This window comes from Shewanella yunxiaonensis (assembly GCF_018223345.1).
GTDB lineage: Bacteria > Pseudomonadota > Gammaproteobacteria > Enterobacterales > Shewanellaceae > Shewanella > Shewanella yunxiaonensis.
Genome location: NZ_CP073587.1, coordinates 577894 through 603503 on the forward strand (window position 1 = coordinate 577894; position 25610 = coordinate 603503).

Annotated in this window: 27 protein-coding genes and 1 pseudogene; 19 read left to right on the forward strand and 9 right to left on the reverse strand. The window is 49.2% G+C overall.

Translation table 11 applies throughout. The features are described from left to right. Positions 1 to 2 precede the first annotated feature (2 nt). The 4 genes from KDN34_RS02670 (at position 3) to KDN34_RS02685 (ending at position 2251) form a co-directional block, all read left to right on the forward strand. The gene (locus KDN34_RS02670) at positions 3 to 638 is read left to right on the forward strand and encodes an RnfABCDGE type electron transport complex subunit G (protein ID WP_212595402.1); all 636 of its coding nucleotides are present in this window, start codon (positions 3 to 5) and stop codon (positions 636 to 638) included. Continuing rightward, positions 625 to 1305, forward strand: coding sequence for an electron transport complex subunit E (locus KDN34_RS02675; protein WP_212595403.1), 681 nt, complete (start codon positions 625 to 627; stop codon positions 1303 to 1305). Before KDN34_RS02670 ends, KDN34_RS02675 begins: the two co-directional genes overlap by 14 nt. 2 nt (positions 1306 to 1307) lie before the next feature. Beyond that, the gene (locus tag KDN34_RS02680; RefSeq protein ID WP_212595404.1) at positions 1308 to 1577 is read left to right on the forward strand and encodes an RnfH family protein; all 270 of its coding nucleotides are present in this window, start codon (positions 1308 to 1310) and stop codon (positions 1575 to 1577) included. 131 nt (positions 1578 to 1708) lie between these two features. Next, the gene (locus KDN34_RS02685; RefSeq protein ID WP_228730398.1) at positions 1709 to 2251 is read left to right on the forward strand and encodes a flavodoxin; all 543 of its coding nucleotides are present in this window, start codon (positions 1709 to 1711) and stop codon (positions 2249 to 2251) included. A 1-nt stretch (position 2252) separates the two neighbouring features. Here KDN34_RS02685 and KDN34_RS02690 read toward each other — a convergent pair whose 3' ends face one another. Next, positions 2253 to 2525: a DUF3861 domain-containing protein gene (locus KDN34_RS02690; protein ID WP_212595405.1), complete on the reverse strand. Its 273-nt coding sequence runs from the start codon at positions 2523 to 2525 to the stop codon at positions 2253 to 2255. Between the two features lie 101 nt (positions 2526 to 2626). Between KDN34_RS02690 and KDN34_RS02695 the strand changes: the two genes are divergently transcribed. The 3 genes from KDN34_RS02695 to mtgA all read left to right on the forward strand — a co-directional run bounded on the left by KDN34_RS02695 (position 2627) and on the right by mtgA (position 6643). Beyond that, a complete protein-coding gene (locus KDN34_RS02695) occupies positions 2627 to 3049 on the forward strand; it encodes a MarR family winged helix-turn-helix transcriptional regulator (RefSeq protein WP_212595406.1) in 423 nt (140 codons plus the stop codon). Positions 3050 to 3243: 194 nt separating this feature from the next. Then, complete coding sequence (locus tag KDN34_RS02700) at positions 3244 to 5784, forward strand: EAL domain-containing protein (protein ID WP_212595407.1); 2541 nt, start codon at positions 3244 to 3246, stop codon at positions 5782 to 5784. Between the two features lie 151 nt (positions 5785 to 5935). Next, a complete protein-coding gene (gene mtgA, locus KDN34_RS02705; protein WP_212595408.1) occupies positions 5936 to 6643 on the forward strand; it encodes a monofunctional biosynthetic peptidoglycan transglycosylase in 708 nt (235 codons plus the stop codon). Positions 6644 to 6706: 63 nt separating this feature from the next. Here mtgA and KDN34_RS02710 read toward each other — a convergent pair whose 3' ends face one another. From KDN34_RS02710 to KDN34_RS02720, 3 genes are all read right to left on the reverse strand, one after another. Next, entirely contained in the window at positions 6707 to 6982 is a 276-nt protein-coding gene (locus KDN34_RS02710; protein WP_212595409.1) for a hypothetical protein, read from the reverse strand. 70 nt (positions 6983 to 7052) lie between these two features. Continuing rightward, a complete protein-coding gene (locus KDN34_RS02715; protein ID WP_212595410.1) occupies positions 7053 to 7721 on the reverse strand; it encodes a glutathione S-transferase family protein in 669 nt (222 codons plus the stop codon). Between the two features lie 17 nt (positions 7722 to 7738). Beyond that, positions 7739 to 8350 carry a glutathione S-transferase family protein gene (locus tag KDN34_RS02720; RefSeq protein WP_212595411.1) on the reverse strand — a complete coding sequence of 204 codons (612 nt, stop codon included), beginning with the start codon at positions 8348 to 8350 and terminating at the stop codon, positions 7739 to 7741. Between the two features lie 88 nt (positions 8351 to 8438). Between KDN34_RS02720 and KDN34_RS02725 the strand changes: the two genes are divergently transcribed. After that, complete coding sequence (locus KDN34_RS02725) at positions 8439 to 9014, forward strand: TetR/AcrR family transcriptional regulator (RefSeq protein WP_212595412.1); 576 nt, start codon at positions 8439 to 8441, stop codon at positions 9012 to 9014. A 77-nt stretch (positions 9015 to 9091) separates the two neighbouring features. On the opposite strand, the gene KDN34_RS02730 is transcribed toward KDN34_RS02725, so the two are convergent. Next, complete coding sequence (locus tag KDN34_RS02730; RefSeq protein ID WP_212595413.1) at positions 9092 to 10354, reverse strand: MDR family MFS transporter; 1263 nt, start codon at positions 10352 to 10354, stop codon at positions 9092 to 9094. Between the two features lie 334 nt (positions 10355 to 10688). On the opposite strand from KDN34_RS02730, the gene KDN34_RS02735 reads away from it, so the two are divergent. The 3 genes from KDN34_RS02735 to KDN34_RS02745 all read left to right on the forward strand — a co-directional run bounded on the left by KDN34_RS02735 (position 10689) and on the right by KDN34_RS02745 (position 12864). Continuing rightward, positions 10689 to 11228: a phosphatase PAP2 family protein gene (locus KDN34_RS02735; protein ID WP_228730399.1), complete on the forward strand. Its 540-nt coding sequence runs from the start codon at positions 10689 to 10691 to the stop codon at positions 11226 to 11228. A 30-nt stretch (positions 11229 to 11258) separates the two neighbouring features. Next, positions 11259 to 11609 carry a diacylglycerol kinase gene (locus KDN34_RS02740; protein WP_212595414.1) on the forward strand — a complete coding sequence of 117 codons (351 nt, stop codon included), beginning with the start codon at positions 11259 to 11261 and terminating at the stop codon, positions 11607 to 11609. A 106-nt stretch (positions 11610 to 11715) separates the two neighbouring features. Then, positions 11716 to 12864 carry an energy transducer TonB gene (locus KDN34_RS02745; RefSeq protein WP_228730400.1) on the forward strand — a complete coding sequence of 383 codons (1149 nt, stop codon included), beginning with the start codon at positions 11716 to 11718 and terminating at the stop codon, positions 12862 to 12864. Between the two features lie 416 nt (positions 12865 to 13280). Here the strand turns inward: KDN34_RS02745 and metH are convergent, their stop codons facing one another. Beyond that, entirely contained in the window at positions 13281 to 16994 is a 3714-nt protein-coding gene (metH, locus tag KDN34_RS02750; protein ID WP_212595415.1) for a methionine synthase, read from the reverse strand. Between the two features lie 246 nt (positions 16995 to 17240). On the opposite strand from metH, the gene KDN34_RS02755 reads away from it, so the two are divergent. From KDN34_RS02755 to cobO, 6 genes are all read left to right on the forward strand, one after another. Continuing rightward, positions 17241 to 17903: a histidine phosphatase family protein gene (locus KDN34_RS02755; RefSeq protein ID WP_212595416.1), complete on the forward strand. Its 663-nt coding sequence runs from the start codon at positions 17241 to 17243 to the stop codon at positions 17901 to 17903. Positions 17904 to 18006: 103 nt separating this feature from the next. Further along, a complete protein-coding gene (locus KDN34_RS02760) occupies positions 18007 to 18846 on the forward strand; it encodes an ABC transporter ATP-binding protein (RefSeq protein ID WP_212595417.1) in 840 nt (279 codons plus the stop codon). Continuing rightward, positions 18827 to 19873: a FecCD family ABC transporter permease gene (locus KDN34_RS02765; RefSeq protein WP_212595418.1), complete on the forward strand. Its 1047-nt coding sequence runs from the start codon at positions 18827 to 18829 to the stop codon at positions 19871 to 19873. The genes KDN34_RS02760 and KDN34_RS02765 overlap by 20 nt, the downstream gene beginning before the upstream one ends. Positions 19874 to 19895: 22 nt before the next feature. Further along, positions 19896 to 20951, forward strand: coding sequence for a nicotinate-nucleotide--dimethylbenzimidazole phosphoribosyltransferase (gene cobT / locus KDN34_RS02770; RefSeq protein ID WP_212595419.1), 1056 nt, complete (start codon positions 19896 to 19898; stop codon positions 20949 to 20951). Then, positions 20951 to 21742 carry an adenosylcobinamide-GDP ribazoletransferase gene (locus tag KDN34_RS02775; protein WP_212595420.1) on the forward strand — a complete coding sequence of 264 codons (792 nt, stop codon included), beginning with the start codon at positions 20951 to 20953 and terminating at the stop codon, positions 21740 to 21742. Before cobT ends, KDN34_RS02775 begins: the two co-directional genes overlap by 1 nt. A 21-nt stretch (positions 21743 to 21763) precedes the next feature. After that, complete coding sequence (gene cobO / locus KDN34_RS02780) at positions 21764 to 22369, forward strand: cob(I)yrinic acid a,c-diamide adenosyltransferase (RefSeq protein WP_212595421.1); 606 nt, start codon at positions 21764 to 21766, stop codon at positions 22367 to 22369. Positions 22370 to 22660: 291 nt separating this feature from the next. On the opposite strand, the gene KDN34_RS02785 is transcribed toward cobO, so the two are convergent. The 3 genes and pseudogenes from KDN34_RS02785 to KDN34_RS02795 form a co-directional block, all read right to left on the reverse strand. Further along, complete coding sequence (locus KDN34_RS02785; RefSeq protein WP_212595422.1) at positions 22661 to 23236, reverse strand: methyl-accepting chemotaxis protein; 576 nt, start codon at positions 23234 to 23236, stop codon at positions 22661 to 22663. 20 nt (positions 23237 to 23256) lie between these two features. After that, positions 23257 to 23522: pseudogene (locus KDN34_RS02790) on the reverse strand (IS3 family transposase); the annotation flags it as partial. 90 nt (positions 23523 to 23612) lie between these two features. Then, positions 23613 to 24155, reverse strand: a complete 543-nt coding sequence (locus KDN34_RS02795; RefSeq protein WP_212595423.1) for a glutathione peroxidase — start codon at positions 24153 to 24155, stop codon at positions 23613 to 23615. Positions 24156 to 24379: 224 nt separating this feature from the next. Between KDN34_RS02795 and KDN34_RS02800 the strand changes: the two genes are divergently transcribed. Next, entirely contained in the window at positions 24380 to 24748 is a 369-nt protein-coding gene (locus tag KDN34_RS02800; protein WP_212595424.1) for a CidA/LrgA family protein, read from the forward strand. Continuing rightward, entirely contained in the window at positions 24741 to 25445 is a 705-nt protein-coding gene (locus tag KDN34_RS02805; RefSeq protein WP_212595425.1) for an LrgB family protein, read from the forward strand. The genes KDN34_RS02800 and KDN34_RS02805 overlap by 8 nt, the downstream gene beginning before the upstream one ends. Positions 25446 to 25610: the final 165 nt, after the last annotated feature.

Here is a 25610-nt window from a genome sequence, read left to right on the forward strand (position 1 = left end):
TCATGCTGGCAGTGCTAGAAAAATGGAAAGAAGGGATCAGTTACCAAAGTGGCTTGTTAGCAACCGTGTGTGGTGTGGCCGCATTACTGTTGGTGGTAACTGATACCTATACCAAGCCCTTGATAGCAAAACGGATTGAGGAAGATCAAAATGCCTTGCTGACTGAGGTACTGAACGGTGCCCCATACGCGAATAAGGTGTTTGCCAATGCCGACAACATCCAATTTGACGGCCGTCGCTATGAGATTTATCCGGTGAAAAATGCGCAGGGTACCACCACTCATTATGTGGTGCGTGGCACAACTGAAGGTTATGGCGGCACCATCAGCTTTCTGCTGGGGGTGAACAGTGATGGGGTGATTAGTGGAGTACGGATCCTCAGCCACAGCGAAACGCCAGGATTGGGTGACAAAATCGAGCTGGCAAAAAGCCAGTGGATCCTCAGTTTCAACCAACATTCGTTGAAAAACACGTCATTGTGGGCGGTAAAAAAAGATGGCGGCACATTCGATCAGTTTGCTGGCGCCACCATTACCCCGCGGGCCGTCGTTAATGGCGTTCATCAGGCGATGCAGGCATTGATGCAGCAGCTACCGCAAGTTAAGCCGACAGAGGAAACCACTGATGGCAAACAATGATTACCGCCATATCATCGGCGAAGGCCTGTGGCACAACAATATCATTCTCAAACAGAGTCTGGCGCTGTGTCCCTTGCTGGCGGTGACTGGCAGCGCGACCAATGGCCTCGGACTGGGATTGGCAACAATGGTGGTAATGGTTGCTTCCAACCTGTTGACATCTATGGCAAAAGGCATTATCAGCAAAGCGGTGCGGATACCCGCCAATATCATCATCATCGCTTCGTTGGTGACTTTGATTGATGCCATGCTCAATGCCTGGTTACATCCACTCCATAAAGTGCTCGGCCTGTTTATTCCTTTGATTGTGACCAACTGTGCCATTTTGGGGCGGGTGGAGTCGTTTGCCGGTAAATCCCCGGTCTTGCCGTCGATTGTTGATGGCTTAGCAATGGGGCTGGGATTTACTTGGGTACTGACCATGCTCGGCGGCATTCGCGAAATCGTTGGCAGCGGGACGCTGTTTGCTAATGCCAGTTTGTTGCTGGGCAGTCACTTCGCCTTTTTGGAAACCACCGTGATCCCCGATTATCTTGGCTTGCTGCTGGTGATCTTGCCGCCAGGCGGCTTTCTGGCGCTCGGCACTGTGCTGGCAATCAAACAGAAAGTGACCTTAATACTGCAACAACGCAAAGCGCTGGCCGCCGCGCCGGTATCCGGAGGCTAACCATGAAAGTCAGCGTAGTGTATGCCTTGCCAGCAGAGCAGGTGTGGTTGCCGGTACAAGTGGACGAAGATGCGACACTGTTATCCGCGATTGAGGCTTCTGGGATTCTAGCGATGTTTCCGGCAATCAAGCTCGATCGGCAGAAAGTGGGAGTATTTGGCAAAATCAGCGCTCTGGATGCGTCATTGAAAGATGGCGATCGGGTAGAAATCTACCGGGCGATCACCTGGCAGGCGCCAGATGATGATGACGAAGACGACGATGACGATTGATTGTCAGCTTTGTGACAATTTGTCAGTCGTGAGTGCCATGTTGTTTAATAAAAATCAATTAAATTCAAAATGATATATGAGGAATGCGAATTGCACTGTCATCGCTGAATCCATTTTTTCGCAAGGGGTGAATGATGTCAAAAGTCGGAATTTTTTTTGGTACTGATACCGGTAGTACCCGTAAAATCGCTAAGCAGATTTACTCACTGCTCGGTGATGGTGTTGCCGCCAAACCGCTCAATATCAACCGAGTGGATGATGCGGCAATCTTTGATGAATATGACTGCCTGATCTTGGGTACCCCGACTTTGGGTGAAGGTCAGTTGCCAGGCCTATCAGCAGAATGTCAGGAAGCCAGTTGGGAAGAGTTTATGCCTAACTTTGATGAACTGGACCTGTCAGGTAAAAAGGTAGCGCTGTTCGGTCTGGGCGATCAGGTTAACTATCCGGATGAATTTGTCGATGCTCTGGGCGAATTATACGACTGTGTGGTTGAATGTGGCGCCGACGTCGTCGGCAGCTGGCCGCTAGATGGCTATGAATTCAGCCAATCTGCCGCCGTGTTAGATGACCGGTTTGTCGGCTTGGTCATCGACAAGGATAATCAAGCCAGTCGCAGTGATGACCGGGTGGCAACCTGGGTAGCGCAACTTAAAACGGAATTAGGGTTATAAGCTAAAGTCCTGATTTGAGTTTTTTCATAAACAGTTTGAATTGTGGGCCGAACTCGCTAAATAGCGGATGTTTACGTTCGGCCAGCATCACTTCACTGAACAGTTTCAAACCAACAATAAAATTTTTCGTCTGTTCGTCGGTAAATCCCAGCTTGCCATCCACGCGTTCCAAAATCGCAAACATATCGTCATGGTTAATGGTTTCGAAACTCATTTGTTGTGTGGTGGTTTCGCCGTCGAGTTTTTCGACGGTGATACGGTATTGATGCGGCATGATTATGTGCTCCTGCGCTTAAAACCTGTGATTAGGCATTTTGTTTTGAGATGTTAGTTGATAAAATCAATTAAATCCCATTTAGTTGATAAAGTCAATCAATGAGTATTAATCAATCGTTATTTGCGGTACTGGACTCCTATAAAGCGGCGTTGCAGGAGACGTTTAATCAGGAGTTGCCGGAGTTGTCGCTGATGTATTTTCGGATGTTGCGTCAGGTTGGCTCTGGCTATGGCATTACACCACAGTTGGTGGCGCAGAAACTGCACCGCGACAAAGCTCAGGTGACGCGTTTGGCGGTAGAAATGGAGCAAAAGGAATTGCTGCAAAAATTGCCGCATCCGCAAGATCGTCGCAGTGTGCTGTTACAGCTGACGGCCAAAGGTGCCACGTTACTGGCACAGGCGGAAGCGCTGCAACAACAGGTTGCCGAACGGATGAGTACCGGGATTTCAGAAGCGCAGTTACAGTTAGTGGATGAGTGCTTGATGAAGATGCGAAATAACCTAAAAACACCGCGCTGAAACGACGGGACCTAACCGGTGATTTCATTGTTGTAGATGGAAACATTGTCCCAACTGCAAGAGTGAGTATGACAGGTCTCTCATTCTGAAGAAATGCGTTGTGAGTTTGGTTGAATTTTGTCAAAAGCCGACGACATTATAACCATTCAGAAGATCTTTTATACTCGCTGTAACTGTTGACAAGGATCGGGTCGATGTCTCTCAGCCGGAAGGTTTTATTCGCGGTATTAGCGGTGTTTATTGTGGGATTTTTTATTCTGCAATACGCCAGCTATATCTTTATTCAGCAGGAATCTGAGCAAGAGTTACTGGATTCGGCTGAGCGGATCCGGGCAGTGCTGATGGCAACAAGGCGAGTTTATCATCATCAGTTCTTAGAAAGTGGTGTGCCGCTAAACGATAAAACCCTCGGCTTTTTACCTGCCCATGCCTTGGGACTGATCTCAAAAGATATTCCTAACTGGTTGAATTCCGGCTTTTCGTTCGACAATGTGTCAGACATTCCGCGTAATCCTGATCACGCCGCCGATGCGGTGGAACAGGCCGCAATAAAGTTTTTCAGGGCGCATCCTAATGAGCCACGCCGATTTGTGCCTTATATCAATGAGCAGGGAAAGCGTTTCTACCACTATGCGCGGCCTATCTGGATTGAACCCTACTGTCTGAATTGCCATGGCAGCAAAGCTACCGCACCAGAAACCATTCGTGCGCACTATGACTCAGCTTATGATTACAACGTCGGCGATCTACGCGGTATCGTGAGTATTAAAATTCCCGGTTCTATTATTGAGCGTCGAGTTCAGCGTATTTTCAATATGCAGTTCTGGTGGGTTCTCGGTTCCGGCACTCTTTTGTTACTGTGTATCTTTTTGTTAATTAAGCGCAATGTCATTCTGCCGATTACCCGTTTGCGAAGTGGTATCGACAGTCTCGGCAGCGATCTCAGTGGTCATTCGGTAGAGCCATTACCGGGTGAATTTAACCATATCGGTAAAGCGTTCAACCTGATGGTTGCCCGTATCAATGTCAAAGAAGCGGCGCTAAAAGACAGCGAATCGAAATTCCGCACCTTGGTGGCTGCTGCACAAGATGGCGTGTTACAAACCAATCAGTTTGGCGAAGTGATTTTCTGTAATCACGGCGCAGAAGCGATCTTCGGTTATCCAGAACCCGAGATTGTCGGCCAATCTTTATCCAAGTTGATCCCCAGTCGTTACCTACCGCAAAATTTTGCCGCGCAAGGACTGAAGCTCGGTCGTTCTGCAAGTTATGTCGGCCGCATCAGCGAAGTGATTGGTATGCACCGGGATGGCCATGAAATCCAGATTGAAATGGCGCTGAATAGCTGGCAACAACAGGGTGAGACCTATTATGTGGCGGTGATGCGAGACATCACTGAGCGTAAACTGGCGGAGGAGCGCATCCGTACCCTGGCCTTTTACGACCCGCTGACTGAATTGCCAAATCGACGCTTATTATTGGAGCGCCTGAAAATTGCCCGCAGCAATAGCGTCCGCAGTGGCCGTTTTGGTGCCTTACTGTTGTTGGATCTGGATAACTTTAAATTACTTAATGACACCCACGGCCACAGTGTGGGCGATCACTTGTTAGTGGCGATTGCGCATCGATTGCTTGAAGTGCTGCCCAAGCAGGATACCTTGGCCCGTATCGGTGGCGATGAATTCGTGATCCTGCTGGAAGGCTTGGCTACCAGTGAAGTAGAGGCGGTCGCCAAAGCACTGGCAACTGCCAACGAGATCCGCATGCAGCTGCAGTATCCCTTTGATATTGAAGCTTCGTTAAATGGTTATTTGGCAACTGTCAGTATCGGTGTGTCGCTGTTTTGTGGCGATGGCATCTCGGTGGACGAGATGATGAGTCATGCGGATATGGCGTTGAATAAGGCAAAGTTGAACGGCCGCAACAATATCCAGTGCTTTGATGCCAGTATTCAACGCCAGTTGTCACAGCGCAGTGAAATCGAAAATGCGTTAAAGCATGCGTTGCAGCAGCAGGAGTTCAGGCTGTTTTATCAACCACAGGTTGATGAACAGGGTCGTATTTTTGGGGTTGAGGCATTGCTTCGCTGGCAAAAAACACCTGATGAACTGATACCACCAGACCTGTTTATTCCCGTTGCCGAAGAGTCCGGCCTGATCACTGAAATTGGCCTTTGGGTGTTAAAGCAAGCTTGCCAGCAACTGGTAATTTGGCAGCGGTCGTCACTCACCCAAGATATCTCGATTTCGGTGAATGTCAGCGCGCGCCAATTTTTACGCAGTAAATTCGCAGATGAGGTGCTGTCGGTATTGTCGGAAACCGGTGCCCGGGCTGACAGACTAAAACTGGAGCTCACGGAAAGTGCTGTGCTACAAGATGTGGAAGCCTCGAAACAGAAAATCTTGCAGCTAAAAGCGGCCGGATTAACCTTTTCGCTGGATGATTTCGGTACCGGATATTCGTCACTGTCATATTTAAAACAACTGCCGGTGGATCAGGTCAAAATTGATCGTTCATTTGTCAAAGATGTCACCGAGGATGAAGGCGATTCTGCCATTGTGCAGGCCATTCTGGCGATGTGTAACACGCTCGCAATCGAAACCATCGCGGAGGGCGTAGAAACCCAGGCCCAACTGGAATTTTTGCAGCAGCATGACTGTTGCCGCTTCCAGGGCTACCTGTTTGGGCGCCCGGTGCCGATGAATGAACTGATGGATCGCTTTTTCAAAGTCTAGTGCTGGCTTTGGGCTCTGTTAATGGCGCATGGTGCCAGCTAGCTCCATGTCGGATAGGTCTCGCCATCCACTCTAAGGTTGCTGGTTGCAAGCCATCAGCTTCCGGCATAAGCTTTTGCTCTCAAATTTAATTGGTAACTGAGGGCTCTGGATGACATCGGCCGGAAACGGATGGTGGCGGCAATTAAGACGTTGGCTTTGGCGTCTGCTGTTATTATGGCTGGGCTTGTCACTGCTGTCGGTATTACTACTGCGGTTTGTTAATCCTCCCTATTGGAGTTGGCGGTTGGCCCGCGCCATTGATCCCCCCGCCAAAATTAGTCAGATACGCCACGACTGGCGACCACTATCTGCTATCTCTCATAACTTGCAACTGGCGGTGATCGCCAGTGAAGATCAGCGCTTTCCTGAGCATTTCGGATTTGATTTTAAGCAGATAAATGATGCTATTGCGGATGCTCGTAAAGGGGATGGGCTGCGAGGTGCCAGCACTATCAGTCAGCAAACGGCGAAAAATCTGTTTATGTGGCCATCGCGCAGTTTTTTACGTAAGGGGTTGGAAGCCTGGTTTACTGTATTGTTGGAACTGTGCTGGGACAAACAGCGGATCCTGGAGGTTTACCTCAATGTGGTTGAGTTTGGCCCCGGTATTTATGGTGCTGAAGCGGCGGCTGAGTATTACTTCCACAAGCCAGCGGCAAAGCTCAGCAGTTATCAGTCGGCTTTACTAGCGGCAATGTTACCAAACCCCTGGCATTATCGCATTGCGCCACCGTCACCCTACATGGAGCAACGCGCAGATTGGATCACTACCCAGATGCGACAACTGGGACAAATCACCCTGCAAAAGCTGGACTGACAATTTAACCACAGTAAAAACCACCCTAGGGTGGTTTTTTGTGTTTAGGTGATGCTACCTGTATTAAGGTGAGGTGCCCGTTAATAAGTCATCGCTGATAGTTTCGCCGTCTGCGCTAGTCCAGTCGATTCGGCTATAGGCGAAGTTGATACTGGTCTGTATTTCCGCAGGTGAAATAGCCAGACTGAAGCTGCTGGAAATTACTTGCTGTCCCAAGGTAATAGTGTCGTCCTGGGTTTTGTTTGAACGATCGTTATTGTCTTCAATCGTGATATTTCCAAGGTCAGCATCACTCATAAAGCACAACATCGGTTCTTGTAGCGGTGCCGTAATTGTCATCTCTGATACTGAATGTGCGAAAAAATGCCAGAGGCAGCGACTTCTGGCAGTTACTGCCTCCCGGTGGGAATTAACGGGTGACCATATGGCGAATACGTGCGGCTTTCTCCTCGGGAGTCTCAACATTCGGTTGCGGTATCTGCATGCCGCGTTGTACCGCAGGACGCTGCGCAATTTGTGCCAGCCAGCGTTGCAAATGGGGCAGTCCGTCAATCGCTACACCACTCCATTCATGAATATTGACCCAAGGCCAGGTGGCAATATCTGCGATACTGTAGTTTTCACCGGCCAGAAAACTATGCTGTGCTAACTGTTGATTGAGCACTTCAAACAAACGGCGCCCTTCATTCTGGTAGCGTTCAATGGCTTCAGGGATTTTTTTCGGGAAATATCGATAAAAGACATTGGCCTGTCCCATCATTGGGCCAACGCCACTCATCTGGAACATCAGCCATTGCATGACTTGTGAGCGACCTTTGATATCGTTTGGCAGCAGTTTTCCGGTTTTTTCGGCCAGATAAATGAGAATGGCACCTGACTCAAACACCGCAAAATCATCGTTATCGTGGTCGATGATGGCGGGAATGCGGCCGTTGGGATTTATCTGGAGAAACTCCGGCCGTTTCTGATCTTTTGCAGCTAAATCAAGCGCGTGAACACGGTAATCCAGCCCCAATTCTTCCAGGGCAATCGAGATTTTGTGACCATTGGGCGTAGCTGCCGTATATAACTCAATCATGTGAACTCCGCTTACGATTATAAAAATGCATCATGCTGTTGTAATGCCTGATACCAACTGCTGAGGTGATGATATTCGCCGACGATGGGCAGTTGCAGTCTGGTCTCACAGAAGGTGACAAACACATAAGCGCTGATATCGGCAATCGTCAGCGATTTTCCGGCCAGGTAATGATGTTCTTTAAGTTGTTGTTCCAATACGGGCAGAAATTCAGTCACTCGTTTTTTGCTTTCTTCCCCCCAGGCGCTGATGCAGGTTTCCCGATCACTATAGACACCAGAAAGATTACGAAATGCCTGGAATGCCGGGATCAACCCTTGCCATTCTACGATGCGATTCCACATCTCCACCTGCGCTTTTTCCAGCGCGGTGCGGCCAAAGAGATAGCGTTGATTGGGCGTAATTTCGTCAAAGTAACGGCAGATCGCCACGCTTTCACACAGATGGGTATCGGCATCAATTTCCAGCAGTGGTACCTTCAGATTGACACTCATCTGGCGATAAGCCTCGGACAGGTTTTCTCCACCACGAATATCAACAGTCACGCGCTCAACATCTACGCCAAGGGCTTTCAGAAAGATATTGACCCGGCGACAGCTAGGGGTGGCGGCAACTTCATAGAGTTTCATACCAAGCAATCCTTTTTCAGAACGATCGTTTAGATTAGACTCTAAATAATATCGGAACGATCAGTCAAGAATAACCTGAGGAAATGTTATGGCACGCAGTTGTGGTTTTGACCGCGAACAAAAACTGGAGCAGGCGATGCAGCTGTTCTGGGAGAAAGGCTTTGCCAACACTTCTGTTGCTGATCTGGTGGCGCAGTTAGGAATTAACCGATTCAGCCTCTATAACAGTTTTGGTGACAAACAGGCGTTATATGAAGCAGCGTTGCAACACTATTTTATTAAGGTGAGCAACGCCCATCTGCAACCGTTATGGCAGGACGGTGCCGGATTGGCACAGATAGAAATGTTTCTGCGCCAGTTTGAACAGCGCCAGAAAGACAATCCGTTTGGCTGCTTTATTCAAAATGCCGTGGTGGAGCATGCCGGAAACCAGGCACGGGTAACTGCCCAAGGCGAGCAACTGTTCACTCAGGTCAAAGCGGCACTAAAGCAAGCATTAGCCAACGGACAGCAGCAAGGCGAAATCAGCCAGAGCATGACCGCCGATGCGCTGGCTTCATTGATTCTAGTGCAGATGCAGGGCATGCGGGTTTTGAGTAAAGCACAGCGGTATCAGGATATTGCGACGGCGGTTGATAGCCTGTTATGTATCCTGCGCCGCTGATGGTGGTTGCGGCGACACTCATGCACCGACCATCGCTGCTTTAGCTTAACGCCAGCCGCTGACTCAACGGCTGAAAATTACGATTCTGAGTCTGATTTCGTCGCTGCCAGATGAGCAAAGTCCGGACGCGGCAGGCGATCCAAAATGCGGTAAAGGTAAATCACTATCAACGTAAGCAATGCCGCGGTAGTGAATAATGCCGGGCCGCCCCAATGATCCAAAATAATGCCGCCACCCAATGGCGCCAGTGCGAACCCAAAATCGTACGTGGACGCCGCACCAAAATAGGCGCCGCGCAGATGATCGGGTGCCAGGCGGTCGATGTGGACATTCATGGTTGGAAACAGAATCGTTTCGCCAAGACTCAATACGACAATCGCGCCAATCCAACCCCAGAACAGTTCTATGGGATTCAGTGCCAACCACAGCTGCGACAGTAATAGCAGCAACAGCCCGATCTGGATCCGTCGTGTCAGCGGGTAAGATGCCAGTAGTTTCAGCAATACAAACTGCGACGTAATAATCACACAAGCGTTAGTAAAGATAATGCCGGAGATCAGCGCTAACAGTTGTGGTGCCTTGGCCCTGGTCAGGTACTGGATCAGTGAGCTGTCGGTCTGGGCATAAATAAACATACAGAGAATATTGGCGAGGATCAGGCATTGCAGCAGCCGGTCGGCCAATAATACTTTGAACGTCATGCGTAAGTTAACGGCGCTGTCGCTGGTGGTGTCAGCGGCGATTTTACGTACTAACCGTTGTTGACGAAATCCCCAGTGCAGCATGATCAACAACAGCGCAAATGCTACCGCCGTAATGTAAAAGCTGGATTGCTGTCCGGTGAGTCCCAGCCATACACCTGCCATTGGACCCACCGCACAACCGGCATTGACCATAAAATACAGCGATTGCATCGCCAGTTCGCGGGTTTGTGGGTCGTCAATAATATCGCCAATCGTGGCAGCGGTTAGCGGCCGCCAAAGTGATGTGGCAATGGCGCACAATGTCATCACCACGACATAGCCTTTAACTGAATCCACGTGTGCCAGCAGTGAAAAAGAGATGATATACAGTACGCCAGTGAGATACATCAAGGTCTTGCGACCGATACGGTCTGATAGCGAACTACCAATAAAGCTGGTGAAAACGGAAATAATCGCCGCGTTGGACAATACCAGCCCGACCTGCGTTGCACTCAGGGCAAACTTCTCATAGAGGATCACCGCTAAAAACGGCCACACCATGAAATAGCTGCCGCGGGTAAAAAAAGAACCCAATAACAACACCCACATTAGCGGTGGAAACTGTTTCACCCGCGAGAAAGAGACGTCGCTGTACACCTTGTTGCAACCTGGAATGTTAATAAAATGGAAATAAGTTGAGATTGTATCGACCACGCCGACTTTAAGATAGCCAGTAATGGCGCTTGCAAATCATAGGGCCGTGACTTTTTATAGCAATATGGTTATTTTCCCAATGTTATTGAACAGTTACCATTTAAGACTGTGGCAGCAGTTTGCGTTAATTATTGTTTGTTGTGTCAGTAAAAGCATGGCAAGTTTTAGCGAGCGTTAATCATCACTTAATTTTTCCCGCCTAGTGTGACACTCCTGATCTAGGTGCCGCGATGGAAGATTTTGGCGGTGCCGTTTCTACTCTATAACAAGGAAAGCGATGAAATCCCTGTCAATGCTAAAAGCTTCTCTGCTGTGTGGCGTATTACTCTTCAGCTTCAATACTCAGGCAAAAAGTACCGTTGAAACCTCCAGTGATGTTGGCTTGGTACTGATCCCCGCCATGGCCTGGGGATTGAGCCAATGGAAAGAAGATAGTGAAGGTCAGCACCAACTGTACTGGTCTCTCGGAAGTACCTTGGTAACTACTGAATTATTGAAATACGCCATTCATGAACGTCGCCCGGATGGCAGCGGCAATGACAGTTTCCCCTCTGGCCATACATCACTGACATTTTCCGCCGCGACTTATGTACAGCAGCGTTATGGTTGGAAAACGTCGCTACCTTTCTATGCCGCGGCGACCTATGTCGGTTGGAGTCGGGTCGATAGCGACAAGCATTACACCAAAGATGTGCTGGCTGGGGCGTTAATTGGCTATCTGAATGCGCGTTATTTCACCGAGCCTTATCATGGCGTGCAAGTTTCAGCATATTCGGATGCGGGGAGTATCGGTCTGAATCTGCATATGGCATTCTAAGAGCATCACGTTTGTTAACTGGAATGCTGAGTGAAAAATCAGTCTTTCATCAGAAAGTTAGGATATGCCCTTAGTGGTTTTATCTATGCGGTAAAGCAGGAACATAATATGCGCCGTCACTTGGTTGCGGCGCTGTTGGCGATATGGGTATTCGCCTGGGCACAACCGGCAGCTATCTGGTGGGCATTAATCAGTCTTTGTATTGCGTTGGTGTGGGCGGCGGAATTGATTAACTCGTCTCTAGAAGCGTTGATTGATCACCTGCATCCCCAGATCCATCCTCAAATAAAACATGTCAAAGATATGCTGGCGGCGATGGTGTTGGTACTGAGTATTGCCGCTGTCATCATCGGCTTGTTGGCGTTGTATTCCTGTCTATAGTTTATCTTCCTATCACTACTCATCTGGGGTTATAAGCAACAACGAATTGAATCAATGTAACTATTCAGTTAGTTTGTACTGAGGTTGTTATTATAAGGATATAGCCGTGCAAGATCGCATTGATGCATTGTTGTTTCAGAACCCCCTATCTTTTTTTTCCAGAAAAGCACTTCACTGTAGTTTATTGGTAGCATTAGTTGCGATGTCTTCGTCGGTATGGGCTGATGACAATCAATTTCATGCTGCCTATGAAGCATATAAATCCGCAGTTCAGTCGCAGGATAACCAGCAGATCCTGACAACTGCAGAGCAAGTGTATAAGTTAGGTCGAGCTGTTTATGCTAAAGACAGCCTTGATTTCGCAGCGCTGACGATGAATTGGGCTCAAGCATTGAGCCATCACTCACTTCGATCATTTGACCCTGACGATGATAGGCGCAAGCAAGCAAATGTCTTGTATCAACAAGCGCTAAAAATCTACCAACAACATTATGGTGACGATTCGGTAAAGTTAGTTGATGCTTTACTGGGTATGGCAAAAACCGAAAAAAAAGCGGTTACTGCTGACACTGTATTTCGAGATGCAATTGATATTGCTGAGGAAAGTAAAGATCAATTGTTAATTGCTGACGTCAAGATGGTAGCGTTTCATGACCTTTACGGTTCAAGGGTATACACCCGTAGGGTTCGTGATTATGCATTTGAAGCTTATGAGGTATATAAAGATAAACTAGCGGTAGATGCTATTAGTCGTGTTGAAACTGAATATGAAGTTGCCAAAATACACTTGATAGAAAAGGATTATACAATGGCTGAACCACTATTTCTGGATGTGGTTCAGCAGTTTTCAGCATTGCAGTATTCTCATCCCTATGCACTTTCGGCTCATGCGATGTTAGTTAGGCTTTATCAGCAACAAAATAGTCCTGATAAAGCGACAGAGCATTGCCAAGCGATCGGCCGTATGACACCGTGGCAAGATAATCAAGAGCAAACGCCGATTTTTAGAGTCGCACCTCAATACCCACAATCTGTTGCTAAAAGGGGGCAAAGCGGTTGGGTGCAACTGGAATTTACTATTGATGAGAACGGTTTTGTCAAAGATCCGAAAGTCTTGCAATGGGAAGGTAGTAAAGCGTTTGAAGCCACCAGCATAAAAGCGCTGGAGCAGTGGCGATACGCACCTAAGTTTGTTAATGGTGAAGCAGTAGCATCAACGAGTCGCGTTCAGCTGAATTATAAAATAAATAATTGATATATATAATAATATCATTCATGTAAGGGTGGGTAAATGTGGCGCTATTACGAACTGCATGTCATAGTATTTTTTGATATATATGGCAGCGAATACAGTGGAATATGCGGACGTTTTTAAACAAGTTAATTTTGATGAAATCACCTATGTAAACTGGTCATTCTACTGAACAATCTAATTTCAATTATGTTTCAGGCCCTTTTTCTGAAACAATCTCAGACTATGCGGACAATTAATATCACAGTTGCTGGTGATGGCTCAGATGGTCGCTGTTTTGCCCGAGTTTAATATTAACCTGGCGTTATACGAATGTCTGGAAATTTGATTGTATGACCGTTTGATAGAAACCAAGAAAGCACAGATATGGTGTTTTCTTGGTTTCTTACCAGAGTGAAGAATAATTCTGCCAACCACTATTACACAGGGTCATAATCGAGCACGGGTGCCAGCCATTTTTCCACTTCTGCGACTGTCATGCCTTTGCGCTGGGCGTAATCCGCTACTTGATCGCGACCGATATTGGTAATGCCGAAATAGCGTGATTGCGGATTGGCAAAATACCAGCCAGACACCGCGGCGGTGGGATACATGGCATAGCTTTCGGTCAGTCTGAGATCGATGCGTTGATCTGGTTGCAGCAGTTGCCACAACAAGCCTTTTTCAGTGTGATCCGGGCAAGCGGGATAACCGGGAGCGGGGCGAATGCCTTTGTATTTCTCGCGAATAAGCGCGTCGTTATCGAAATCCTCGTCGGCAGCATAGCCCCAAAATTCCTTACGCACGCGCTCATGCAAGCGTTCAGCAAAGGCTTCTGCCAGTCGGTCTGCCAGACATTTCAACATGATGGCGCTGTAGTCATCGTGGGCAGCGTCAAATTTTGCCAACTGTTTTTCGATACCGTGCCCCGCGGTGACTGCAAATGCACCTATGTAGTCCGCAACGCCAGTGTCTTTTGGCGCGACAAAATCTGCCAGACAGAAGTTGTGGTTACCCACACGCTCCAACTGCATGCGTAAGTGATGTGTGGTCAGCAAAGTTTGCTGACGCGTTTCACTGTCGTACAGCTCGATATCGTCATCATTGATGCTATTGGCCGGGAATAAGCCAAACACTGCTTTGGCGGTGAGCCATTTTTCATCGATGATTTTGCGCAGCATGGCTTTACCATCGGCATACACCTTACGCGCCTCTTCACCAACGACCATATCGTCCAGAATATCCGGGAAGTGACCGTGCAATTCCCAGGCGCGGAAGAATGGCGTCCAGTCAATGCGGCTCACCAGATCTTCCAATGGATAATCCTCAAATACCTGAATGCCTAACTGTCGTGGCTTCACCGGTGGATTGGCCTGCCAGTCGTGTTGTACTTTGTTGTCGCGAGCAGCTTGCAGCGGCACTAATGTCTTGCGTTTGGTCTGTGCCAGGCGTTTCTCGCGCATCACATCGTATTCGGCATAGATATCGGCAATGGTCTTAGCCCGAGTGTCATCGTTGATCAGTTTGCTGACCATTGGCACTGCGCGGGAAGCATCGGGAATGTAGATGGCACCGTGAGGGTAGTGCGGGGCAATTTTCACCGCCGTGTGAATTTTTGAGGTGGTAGCCCCACCAATAATCGCCGGAATAGTCAGGCCTTCTCGGGCGAAGGTTTTCACATTATGCACCATCTCATCAAGACTTGGGGTGATAAGTCCGGACATGCCGATGATATCGACCTTTTCCTTACGCGCGGTTTCGATGATCTGCTCTACCGGCACCATGACACCCAGGTCAATCACCTCATAGCCGTTACAGGCCAGCACGACGCCGACAATGTTTTTACCGATGTCGTGCACATCACCTTTAACGGTAACCATCAATACCTTACCGTTGCTGGAGCCTTGCACCTTTTCCGCTTCAATAAATGGATTAAGGTAGGCGACCGCTTTTTTCATCACCCGCGCTGATTTCACCACTTGTGGCAGGAACATCTTACCAGCACCGAATAAGTCGCCGACCACATTCATGCCATCCATCAACGGACCTTCGATAACGTCGAGCGGGCGAGTTGCGGCTAGACGTGCTTCTTCGGTGTCTTCATCGATAAATTCAGTAATCCCTTTAACCAGTGCGTGTTGCAGTCGTTTGTTTACTGGCCAGTGCCGCCAAGCCTGATCTTCCTGCTTATTGGCACCGCTTTGTCCGCCACGGTATTTTTCGGCAATATCCAGCAGCTGTTCGGTGTTACTCGAGCCAGCAACCGGACACGGCAGATTCAGCACTACCGCTTCGACGCGTTGCTTCAGCATCGGATCGATATCGTCATAAATCGCCAGCTGCCCGGCGTTGACAATGCCCATATCCATGCCCGCCTTGATGGCGTGATATAGAAAAACTGCATGAATCGCTTCACGTACCGGGTTATTGCCACGGAAGGAGAACGAAACGTTAGACACCCCACCAGACACCATCGCGTGTGGCAAGGTGGCCTTGATATCTTTCACCGCGTTGATGAAGTCCACGGCGTAGTTATCGTGTTCTTCAATACCGGTCGCAATGGCAAAGATATTCGGGTCGAAGATGATATCTTCCGGCGGGAAGCCAACTTGATCGACCAAAATACGGTAGGCGCGAGTACAGATACTGATTTTACGCGCGTGAGTATCGGCTTGGCCTTGTTCATCGAATGCCATGATGATCGCGGCTGCGCCATAACGTTTTACCAGCTGCGCATGTGCAATGAATGTTGCTTCGCCCTCTTTCAGTGATATTGAGTTGACGATGCCTTTACCCTGAATGCACTTTAATCCGGCTTCAATCACTTCCCATTTAGAGGAATCGATCATCACCGGCACTTTGCTGATGTCGGGTTCGGAGGCAATGAGGTTGAGAAACTTCTGCATCATCTCCACGCCGTCTAACATGCCTTCGTCCATGTTAACGTCGATGATCTGTGCACCGCTTTCTACCTGTTCACGAGCCACATCGAGTGCAGTTTCAAACTGCCCCTCTTTGATCAGCCGCAGAAATTTGGCTGATCCGGTGACATTGGTGCGCTCGCCGACGTTAACGAACAAGCTGTTGGCGTCAATGGTCAGCGGTTCCAGCCCGGCCAGGCGGCAGGCCACTGGCAGCTCCGGCAGTTGTCGCGGTTGATATGGACTGACGGCCTCACGGATGGCTTTGATGTGAGCCGGAGTCGTCCCACAGCAGCCACCAACTAAGTTAACCAGTCCTTCCTTGGCCCACTGACCAATCACCTCGGCCATCTGCGCCGGCGTTTCATCATAACCGCCAAATTCATTCGGTAAACCGGCATTAGGGTGTGCGGAAACAAAGGTTTCACTGATGCGCGCCAGCTCTTCCACGTAAGGGCGTAATTCTTTCGGTCCAAGCGCGCAGTTAAGGCCAAATGACAACGGCTTGATGTGGCGCAGTGAGTTGTAGAAAGCTTCGGTTGTCTGGCCTGTCAGCGTACGACCTGAGGCATCGGTAATGGTGCCGGAAATCATTACTGGCAAGCGAATACCAAGTTTGTCAAACACTTCATCAATCGCGAACAGCGCCGCTTTGGCATTGAGGGTATCGAAAATGGTTTCGACCATCAGCATGTCCGCGCCGCCTTTGATAAGCGCTTCAGTGGCTTGCACATATGCCGCCACTAACGCATCAAAGTGAATATTGCGAAAGCCTGGGTCGTTGACGTCGGGACTAATGGAACAAGTACGGTTTGTGGGACCTAGAACCCCGGCGACATAACGCGGAATCCCAGTAGCCGCAGCGACTTCGTCGGCGGCTTCGCGTGCCAGTTGGGCCGCTTGTTGGTTAATTTCGCTCACCAGCGCCTGCATATCGTAATCAGCCATGGCGATGGTGGTGGCATTGAAACTGTTGGTTTCGATGATGTCTGCACCGGCTTCCAGATATTGGCGGTGGATAGACTTAATAATCTGCGGCTGAGTTAATACCAGCAGATCATTGTTACCTTTGACGTCGCAATGCCAGTCGCGGAAACGTTCACCACGATAATCTGCTTCTTCCAGTTTGAAGCTCTGGATCATGGTGCCCATTGCACCGTCGATAATCAAAATACGCTGGGTTAGCGCATTGTGGATTTGCTGTGTTGCAGCGATGGCAGAATTGCTAATCATTGGAAGCCTTAATTACTTGTTCCTAAAATAAAAATTAACAAATACAAACTTTTAAATTTGAGTTATGATCCAGATCACATTACTGTGATTATGATAGTAAACTTGCATCATAGTATGGCTGCGGAATAACTACAGGGTTGTTTTGGATGTTTATACGTATAGACGTCCATAATAAGGATTCCGGCGTTCTGCGGCAAGGTGAAATTGTTGCCCCTTAGCCCGGGTAGTTAAATCGAAGGAACCATCATGTCCTGCTACAGAAAATTGACAGTATATCTGATGCGTCACGGCAGCTGCGCCGATGGCGATATTCTAAGAGGCCGTACCGAGTCGCCTTTGAGCGAGCAAGGTGAGGCAGAAATGTGGAACGCTTGGCGAGAGCTGTGTGAGCATCTGCCTGAAGGTAAATTGTTGTTGCTGAGTTCTCCACTGCAACGTTGTAGCCAGTTCGCCGATGGACTGGCCAGCGAGATGCCGGAATTTTTTGACAGTCCGCTGCAAACAGCCGACTGGTTGCAGGAGCTGAATTTCGGTGAATGGGACGGTAAGTCCTATGCGTCGCTGCAGGCAGATTATCCGAAGGCCACTGCCGCCTATCAGGCTGATCCGTTAAACCATACGCCCCCAGCGGGTGAAACCGTGCGAGAACTGTATCGCCGGGTAACCCGCGGTTGGGAATCGTTAATCCAGGAATTGCTGCATGGTGAGCAGCACACCGCACTTTTGATCACTCACGGTGGCGTGATGCGCACATTGATCAGCGAAATGCTGAATCCAGGCGAATTACCGCTTAATGGTGTATTCAACGGTCTGGAACTGCCTTATGGTTCCGTGCTGAAGATAGAAGTAGACGCTCATGAAGTGGATGGCGAATGGGAATGCCAGCCAAAACTGCATTGGCAGCTGTAAAAAATGCCCAAATGTGCTGCTGCCAGCACTGATTGCTGGCAGCAGACAGTCTTAAACTGTTAGCCTACTGCACATGTAATGATATTTTTGGTGGAGGCGGCCCATGGTGCCGGCCCTGACGGCAGTTGATGTTTCCTGGTCGGTAGCAGACAAACAGATACTCTCTGGTGTCAGTTTTAACTTGATGCCAGGCAAAATGCTGGGATTGATTGGTCCTAATGGTGCCGGTAAGTCCAGTTTATTGAGATGTCTGTATCGGTATATCCACCCGGATGCCGGTAATATTTGCTTGTATGGCACCGATATTTTTAGCCGGCCACTGAAAATGTTTGCCCGCGAAGTTGCGGTTGTGTTGCAGGAGATACCACCACAAGCGGATGTGAGTGTGTGGCAGTTAGTCTCCACCGGTCTGACCCCTTATAAAAGGCTTTTCGAGCGGGATTCAGCAGAGGATAATAGCGCCATTGCTGCCGCTTTGGTGCAGGTGGGATTAGGCGATAAGGCCGATGCCGCATTGCAGCATCTGTCTGGTGGTGAAAAGCAGCGTGCGCTGATCGCCCGGGCCATAGTGCAAAAGCCAAAATTACTATTGTTGGATGAGCCAACCAATCATCTGGATATCCGATATCAGATCCAGATCCTTGAGTTGGTTAAAAGCCTGGGTGTGACTGTCATCGCGTCGATTCACGATCTTAACTTAGCATCAGCAATGTGTGATGAACTGTTGTTGCTGAATCAAGGCGAAGTCGTTGCTGTCGGCGCGGTTGAGAATGTATTGACGGAACAGCGTCTCAGTGAAGTGTTTGGTGTCTGTTGCGAGATTATTCGTCATCCACAGACAGCGAAACCACTCATTCATTATTTTTATGGTTATTCGCCGATAATGGCGGGTAGTAACGGCGTCGCTCAGCGCCAAATGGGTAATGCTTATGCCCATAAGTGAGCGCTTGCCATCGCCGGTGGATAAGCGATTGCAAGTCTGTTGGTTGAGTATGTTGTTATTGCTGCTGGTGACGCCACTGGCAGCGACAGCATTCGGTGCGGCTGATAATATCAGTATGCTGGATGTGGCTCGGGTACTGGGCCATAAAATATTGGGCATGGGGCAAGTGCCTGATATCAGTTTGCGGATTGTATGGGAACTGAGGTTACCAAGGGTGTTGTTGGCCTTTATTGCCGGGAGCGGTTTGGCAATTTGTGGCTATGTGCTGCAAAGTGTGACTCGCAATCCATTGGCTGACCCGTACCTGTTTGGGATCAGTGCTGGCGCTTCTTTTGGTGGTGTGCTGGCACTGACATTGTTGGGTGGTAGTTGGCTGGCATGGATGTCATTGCCATTAGGGGCATTTGTCGGTGCCTGCTTGTCAGTATTAATCGTACTGTCGATGGCGGGTTCACGAGCAGACAGTCAGATTGAACGGCTGTTATTGTCCGGTGTGGCGGTGTCCTTTATGTTTGGCGCATTTACCAGTTTATTGTTGTATTTTTCTACGCCGCAGGCGACTGCATCGCTACTGTTTTGGACGCTGGGGAGTTTTGCCCGGGCGGATTGGAGCAGTTTAGGCATGCCGGCACTAGTGGTGGTCGTGGCACTGGTGCTTATATTAGGGTACCAGCGGCAGATCCTGGCGATACTTGGCGGCGATGAGACCGCTCACACCTTGGGGGTTAGGGTGATGAAGTTACGCCTGGGAATGCTGTTATTGTGCTCACTGATAACGGCAACACTGGTGGCGCAGTGTGGCGGTATAGGTTTTGTGGGGTTGATGGTACCTCACTTGCTGCGTTTGCTGTTGCCTGGTAGGCATCCCATGATGCTGACCGCGCTCGCAGGCGGATTATTTATGGTGTGGGTGGATGTGCTTGCGCGCAGTCTGTTACCTACCCAGGAACTACCGGTCGGTATTATTACATCGGCAATCGGCAGTGTGTTTTTCTTGGCTGTTCTGCATCGGCGCAGGCAGTATTAATCAGGATAAAGGTTTATTTATTATGTATTCGGTAACTCCCGTTAATCACTCATTTGATGAAGCCATCAAATCACGGATACACCATAAAACTAAGTTACGTGGTTCTCTTGGCAAGTTGGAAGAAGTGGCGTTAAAGCTCGCCCGCATTCAATTTAAATCTCCCGAAGATAAGCTGGCGATTAAAAAACCAGTGATGTTGGTATTTGCTGCAGACCATGGTGTTGCTGACTTTGGCGTTTCCGTCGGCGACAGTGAACTGACCGCCGAAATGATCGAGAATTTTGTTAAAGGCGGCGCTGCAATCAATGTGTTCTGCCGTCAGAATGGTCTGGATCTGGAAGTGATTGACTGTGGTACTCGCCATCAGTTGGACCTGCCACAGGTGGTCAACCAGCGTCTGGGGGATGCCACTAAGCCTATCCATCAGGAAGAAGCCATGTCCATTGAAACCGTATTTGAAGGTTTCAAAATGGCGAAGGAGCTGGTGAAGCGCCATATCTATGATGGCAGTAATATGCTGGCTGTCGGTGAAATCGGTATTGGTAACACCACTTCCGCCTCTGCGGTGATGGCGGCGCTGACTGGCATTCCGGTTGCTGAATGTACCGGCCGTGGCTCAGGTATTGATGAAGATGCCCTGAAACACAAACGTATGATCGTTGAACGCGCATTGCAGCTGCATTACTCCAATCTGACTGATCCGGTGCGTGTGTTGGCATGTCTCGGCGGGTTCGAGATCGTACAGATGACCGGTGCGATGCTGGCGGCTGCCGAATTCGGTGTTCCTGTCGTAGTGGATGGCTTCACTTCATCTGTGGCTGCACTGGCGGCGGTTAAACTGGCTCCTGGAGTGCGTGAGTATCTGATTTTTGCTCATCAATCAGCCGTTTATGGTCACAAACAACTGTTGGCACGTCTGGATGCTCATCCCATGTTGCATCTGAATTTGCGTCTGGGTGAAGGTTCTGGGGCTGCGTTGGCGATGCCGCTGCTGCACTCTGCGGTGAACTTTTACAATGAAATGGCGGCCGTCGACGGTGTTGACGCTGCTCAAGGCAACGATTCCGGAGCAAATTAATGGGCAAATGGGCTTTCTGGCTAGAGCAGCTGCGGCTGTTTGTCATTGCCGTTGGCTTTTTTACCCGTATTCCTTTACTGCGACGCATCAGTCCTGACAATGAAACCATCAACCGCGCCAGCCGTTATTATGGGCTGGTGGGAACCTTGGTGGGAGGTTTGTCAGCACTGGTGTTGTGGCTGCTTTCGATCTATTTGCCTTTGTCAGTAGCGATTGTGCTGTCGATGATCACCAGTGTCTGGCTTACCGGTGGTTTTGATGAGCACGGGCTGGCCGTAACCGCCGATAGTTTTGGTGCTGGTGATTCAGCCGGACAGAAACTGCAAATGATGAAAGAAAGACGCCTTGGCAGTTATGGCGTACTGGCGTTGGTGCTGGCGTTATTGCTCAAATTTGAGCTGTTGATGGAACTGGCATTGTACGATCCAACACTGACCGCTTTGGCGTTAGTGCTCGGGCATACGCTTAGCCGCGTTACCGCCGCCAGCCTGATTTTCGGTGAAACCTGTGTGCATGAAGAGGGGCTCAGCCGTCACCCGGTACAGCGTCAAAGTGTCAATGAGCTAAGTTTTCTGTTGGTCACAGGTCTGCTTGTGACACTGTTGTTTTCGCGCGGCCAACTCATCCCGTTACTGGTGGGGTTAGTGTTACTGCGGTTTATTCTGGCGCGTTGGTTTCGTCATCAAATCGACGGATACACTGGCGATACCTTAGGCGCCGGGCAACAGTTGGCAGAGGTGTTGGTCTACATTATTGTGCTGGCTGGCTGGAATGCCGCCACCCGTAGTTAACCCAATTTTCAGGACAATGTTGTGACAGACCAACGTGATGACAATGCCCGCCACCAGGCGCGACAGCAGAAACTCAAGCAAGCTGTGGATGCCAGAGTCGCCGCCGCTACCGAAGAAAAAGGTATTTTGTTGGTAGTGACCGGTGATGGTAAAGGTAAGTCCACCTCGGGGTTTGGCACTGTCGCACGTGCTGTGGGGCATGGTAAGAATGCGGCAGTGGTGCAGTTTATCAAGGGCAACTGGGACTGCGGCGAACGTAAATTACTGGAAAATGCCGGTGTTCGCTTTGAGGTTATGGCAACCGGATTTACCTGGGATACCCAAAACCGTGCCAGTGACACTGTCGCCGCAGAAAAAGCCTGGGCCGTTGCTGAACAGTGGTTAAAAGATCCAGCAATAGACGTGCTGCTGCTGGACGAGCTCACTTACATGCTGAGCTTCCACTATCTGGATTTGCAACGAGTGTTGAACGCATTGAAAAATCGGCCGCCTCTGCAGCATGTGATTGTCACTGGCCGTAATTGTCATCGACAGCTGTTAGCGCTGGCCGATACCATTAGTGAAATTCGTAATGTCAGGCACGCCTTTGATCATGGCGTAAAAGCTCAACCAGGTTTTGATTATTAGTGCCATATATTTGCTGTGATTATCCGCGGTCTAATTAGCTCTAGTGATGATTGGAAGCATGGTGGAGCGGAAGGCCCCACCCTGTTATGGCGGCTAAAAGTCGACGACTTAATTCAGTTTAAACCCGGCAATTGATTGCTTTAATTGCACACCTAGTGCCGCCAGCCTTTCAGTCGCTGCAGCCGTTTCATTAGAGGACATTGCGGTTTGCACAGCAATGTCATTCACTTGGCTAATATGTCGATTAATCTCTTCATAAACAATGCTTTGTTGCTCAGATGCGGTAGCGATTTACTGATTCATTTGCTGCACTATGGTGACTGAGTCTGCAATATTGGCAAACAGCTTGCCTAAACCCGAGGCATTTTGAGCATTCTGGCTGGCAATCTCCTGACTGCGCTGCATTTTTACTAATGCTGCCTGTGAACCCTGTTGTAACGTCTGGATCAGACCCTCAATTTCGAGCGTGGACTGCTGCGTGCGCTGGGCCAGATTGCGAACTTCATCAGCCACTACGGCAAAGCCACGTCCTGCTTCTCCGGCACGCGCGGCTTCAATGGCAGCATTAAGTGCTAACAAATTAGTCTGCTGAGCCACGGTTTTAATCACTTCCATGATTTTACTGATCCCTTCGGTTTGGGTGGCTAACTCCGACATGGCGTTGGCAGAACTATTGGCCTCATTACTCAATTCGCTCACCAAGACTAACGCTCCGGAGATCTCCGCATTACCCGCTTTAGTGATCTGCTCGGCATTGGTTGTGGCCGCAGCCGCTTGTTCGGCATTGGCGGCCACATCCTTGGCTGTTGCCGTCATTTCATTCATTGCTGAGGCAATCTGCTCGGTTTCATTGTGCTGCTGTGCCATCGCTTGTTTATTCTGGACGGGACATCACGCTCAAGGCGTTTGATAGTTTGTGCTGGGGTTTCTTTTGAATGTGGCATAAGGGGATGCTGAAAGGGTTTCGACCAATCGAGTCTACCATGCTTTGTGAGCCAAACGAGTACGGTTGTCTTGCCCTGAATGCCAAAGTGCTGCTGGCTTGTTTGTACGTCATCTCGCCTTTTTCGACACGTTCTACGACACCTAATTTAAAGGCTAAGGTGTAATCGCGTTGCGTGCGCTTACGGCTTGAGTTAGTTGATGTCGCCATAAAGAAGTCCTCTTTATGTCAACGTATTTCAGGACGGGACTGTCAGCGATAAAAAGGATGGCGCGGATGCCATCCTTTATTTAATTCTCTTTATGCCAACGCTTTTGCCAATGCTTCTTGGAAAACCTCAGTAGTCACGGTGATATCCGGCGCAAAGCGGGCCAGTACCGTACCGTCTTTTCCTACCAAAAATTTCTCAAAGTTCCACAGTACATCTTCTGGATGTTTCGGCGCCTGACCAAGTTCGATTAACTTAGCTTTGAGTTTGCCATCAGGCGTTGCAATAGCCTTGGGCTGTGACAGAATCAAGGCTTGGTATAATGGATGCCGTGCTGGTCCGTTGACATCAATCTTGGCAAACATTGGGAAAGTGACGCTGTAATTCAAACTGCAAAATTGTTGGATCTCTGCTTCATCACCTGGTTCCTGTCCCAAAAACTGATTGCAGGGAAAACCAAGAATTTCCAACCCTTCAGTGGCTTTATCTTTGTAGAGTTTTTCCAGATGTTCGTACTGAGGCGTTAAACCACATTTGGAGGCAGTGTTGACAATCAGTAGTACTTTACCGTGAAAATCAGCCAGTGCTTGTTGCTCACCGGTAATAGTTTTGACCTGGATGTCATAGATGCTCATGATATTTACCTTCTTTGATATTTGATCGAGATCACATTGCCTGAGTTGATTGTCATTCGCAAGTAAGATGACCGTATTCCTGATTGCAACAATCTGCGTGTGGTCGTTGCCCATGTAATTAATCGCGCTTTGGGACCTTACAAGCGCTTCGCAGTAGTTGTTAAACAAGGTAATCTTGAAACTATTCTTTCGAAAATGCTCTATGTCAGTCACGGGAGGACAAATTGCCTGTTAACGGTTTAACTTGGCTGGTAGTTCTGCAATTACTCGGTGCTTTGCTGCATCAATGGCTATTGCCAACGCTCCCCGGTCCAATCATTGGCTTGTTGTTGCTATTCATCTGGTTGCTGCTTTATGGCCGGCTTCCCCCGACCTTGCAGGCCGCGGCATCTCCCTTGTTGCAGTACTTGCCGATGTTGCTGGTGGTTCCTTGCGTGGGACTCATGAGTAACCTGGATGCGCTTTGGTCACAACTGCCGATTATTGCCGTCTCACTGTTGGGGGCTATGTTGATCACCATTCCTTTCAGTGGCTGGCTGATGCAACGAATGATCCGGCGTCAACAAAGGCTGAGGGGAGGCAAGCATGATTGACAGCTTGTTAGCCAGCCTGCAGTCATTGAAAGCAACACCAGAGTTTGCCGTAGGCCTGACCATGGTAGCGTTCCAAATAGCGTTGTGGTTTTATCGCAAAACTAAAATCGCTATTTTGCAGCCGGTCATTGTGGCGGTGACGATTGTGATCACGGTGCTGCTGATATTAGATGTGCCATATGCCGATTATCGTGTTGCAGCAGAGCCGGTGGCGTTTCTGATTGGCCCAGCAACCATTGCCTTGGCTGTACCACTTTATAGTCAATTGCGACGTATTCGCCAGTTATTTGGACCGATTCTGATCACTTTAGTCTGTGGCGGGGGGCTGACGGTTGCCTTAAGCGTACTGTTTTGTTGGTTGTTAGGTGGGTCCGAAGTACTGCAGATGAGTCTAGCGCCAAGGTCCGTTACTATGCCTATCGCGATACTGGTATCCGACAGTATTGGCGGCAATATTTCATTAACGGCGGCGTTTGTGATGATTACCGGCGTGTTTGGGGCGGCAATGGCACCGTGGTTATTTAAATTGTTTCAAGTGACAGAGCCCGCCGCGCGTGGCCTGAGTTATGGCATTAATGCGCATGCGATGGGCACAGTACAGGCCTTGGATGAGGGCGAAGAATGTGGTGCCTTTTCGGCCTTGGGAATGGGGCTGTTTGGTGTGCTACTGGCAGTAGTTTTGCCATTGCTGCTTTAGTCAATTATCTGGGGATATTGACGCACTAGTTGCCCAACATTTGCTGGTGGACACCGGTGTCTTGGCCAATAACGCATACTAAATCCCCGTTGAACGTTGAGTTTTACCCGCAAGTTACTCTTACCTACTACAGTTTTACCGTGCTCCAGCCGATAAAGATTTCAT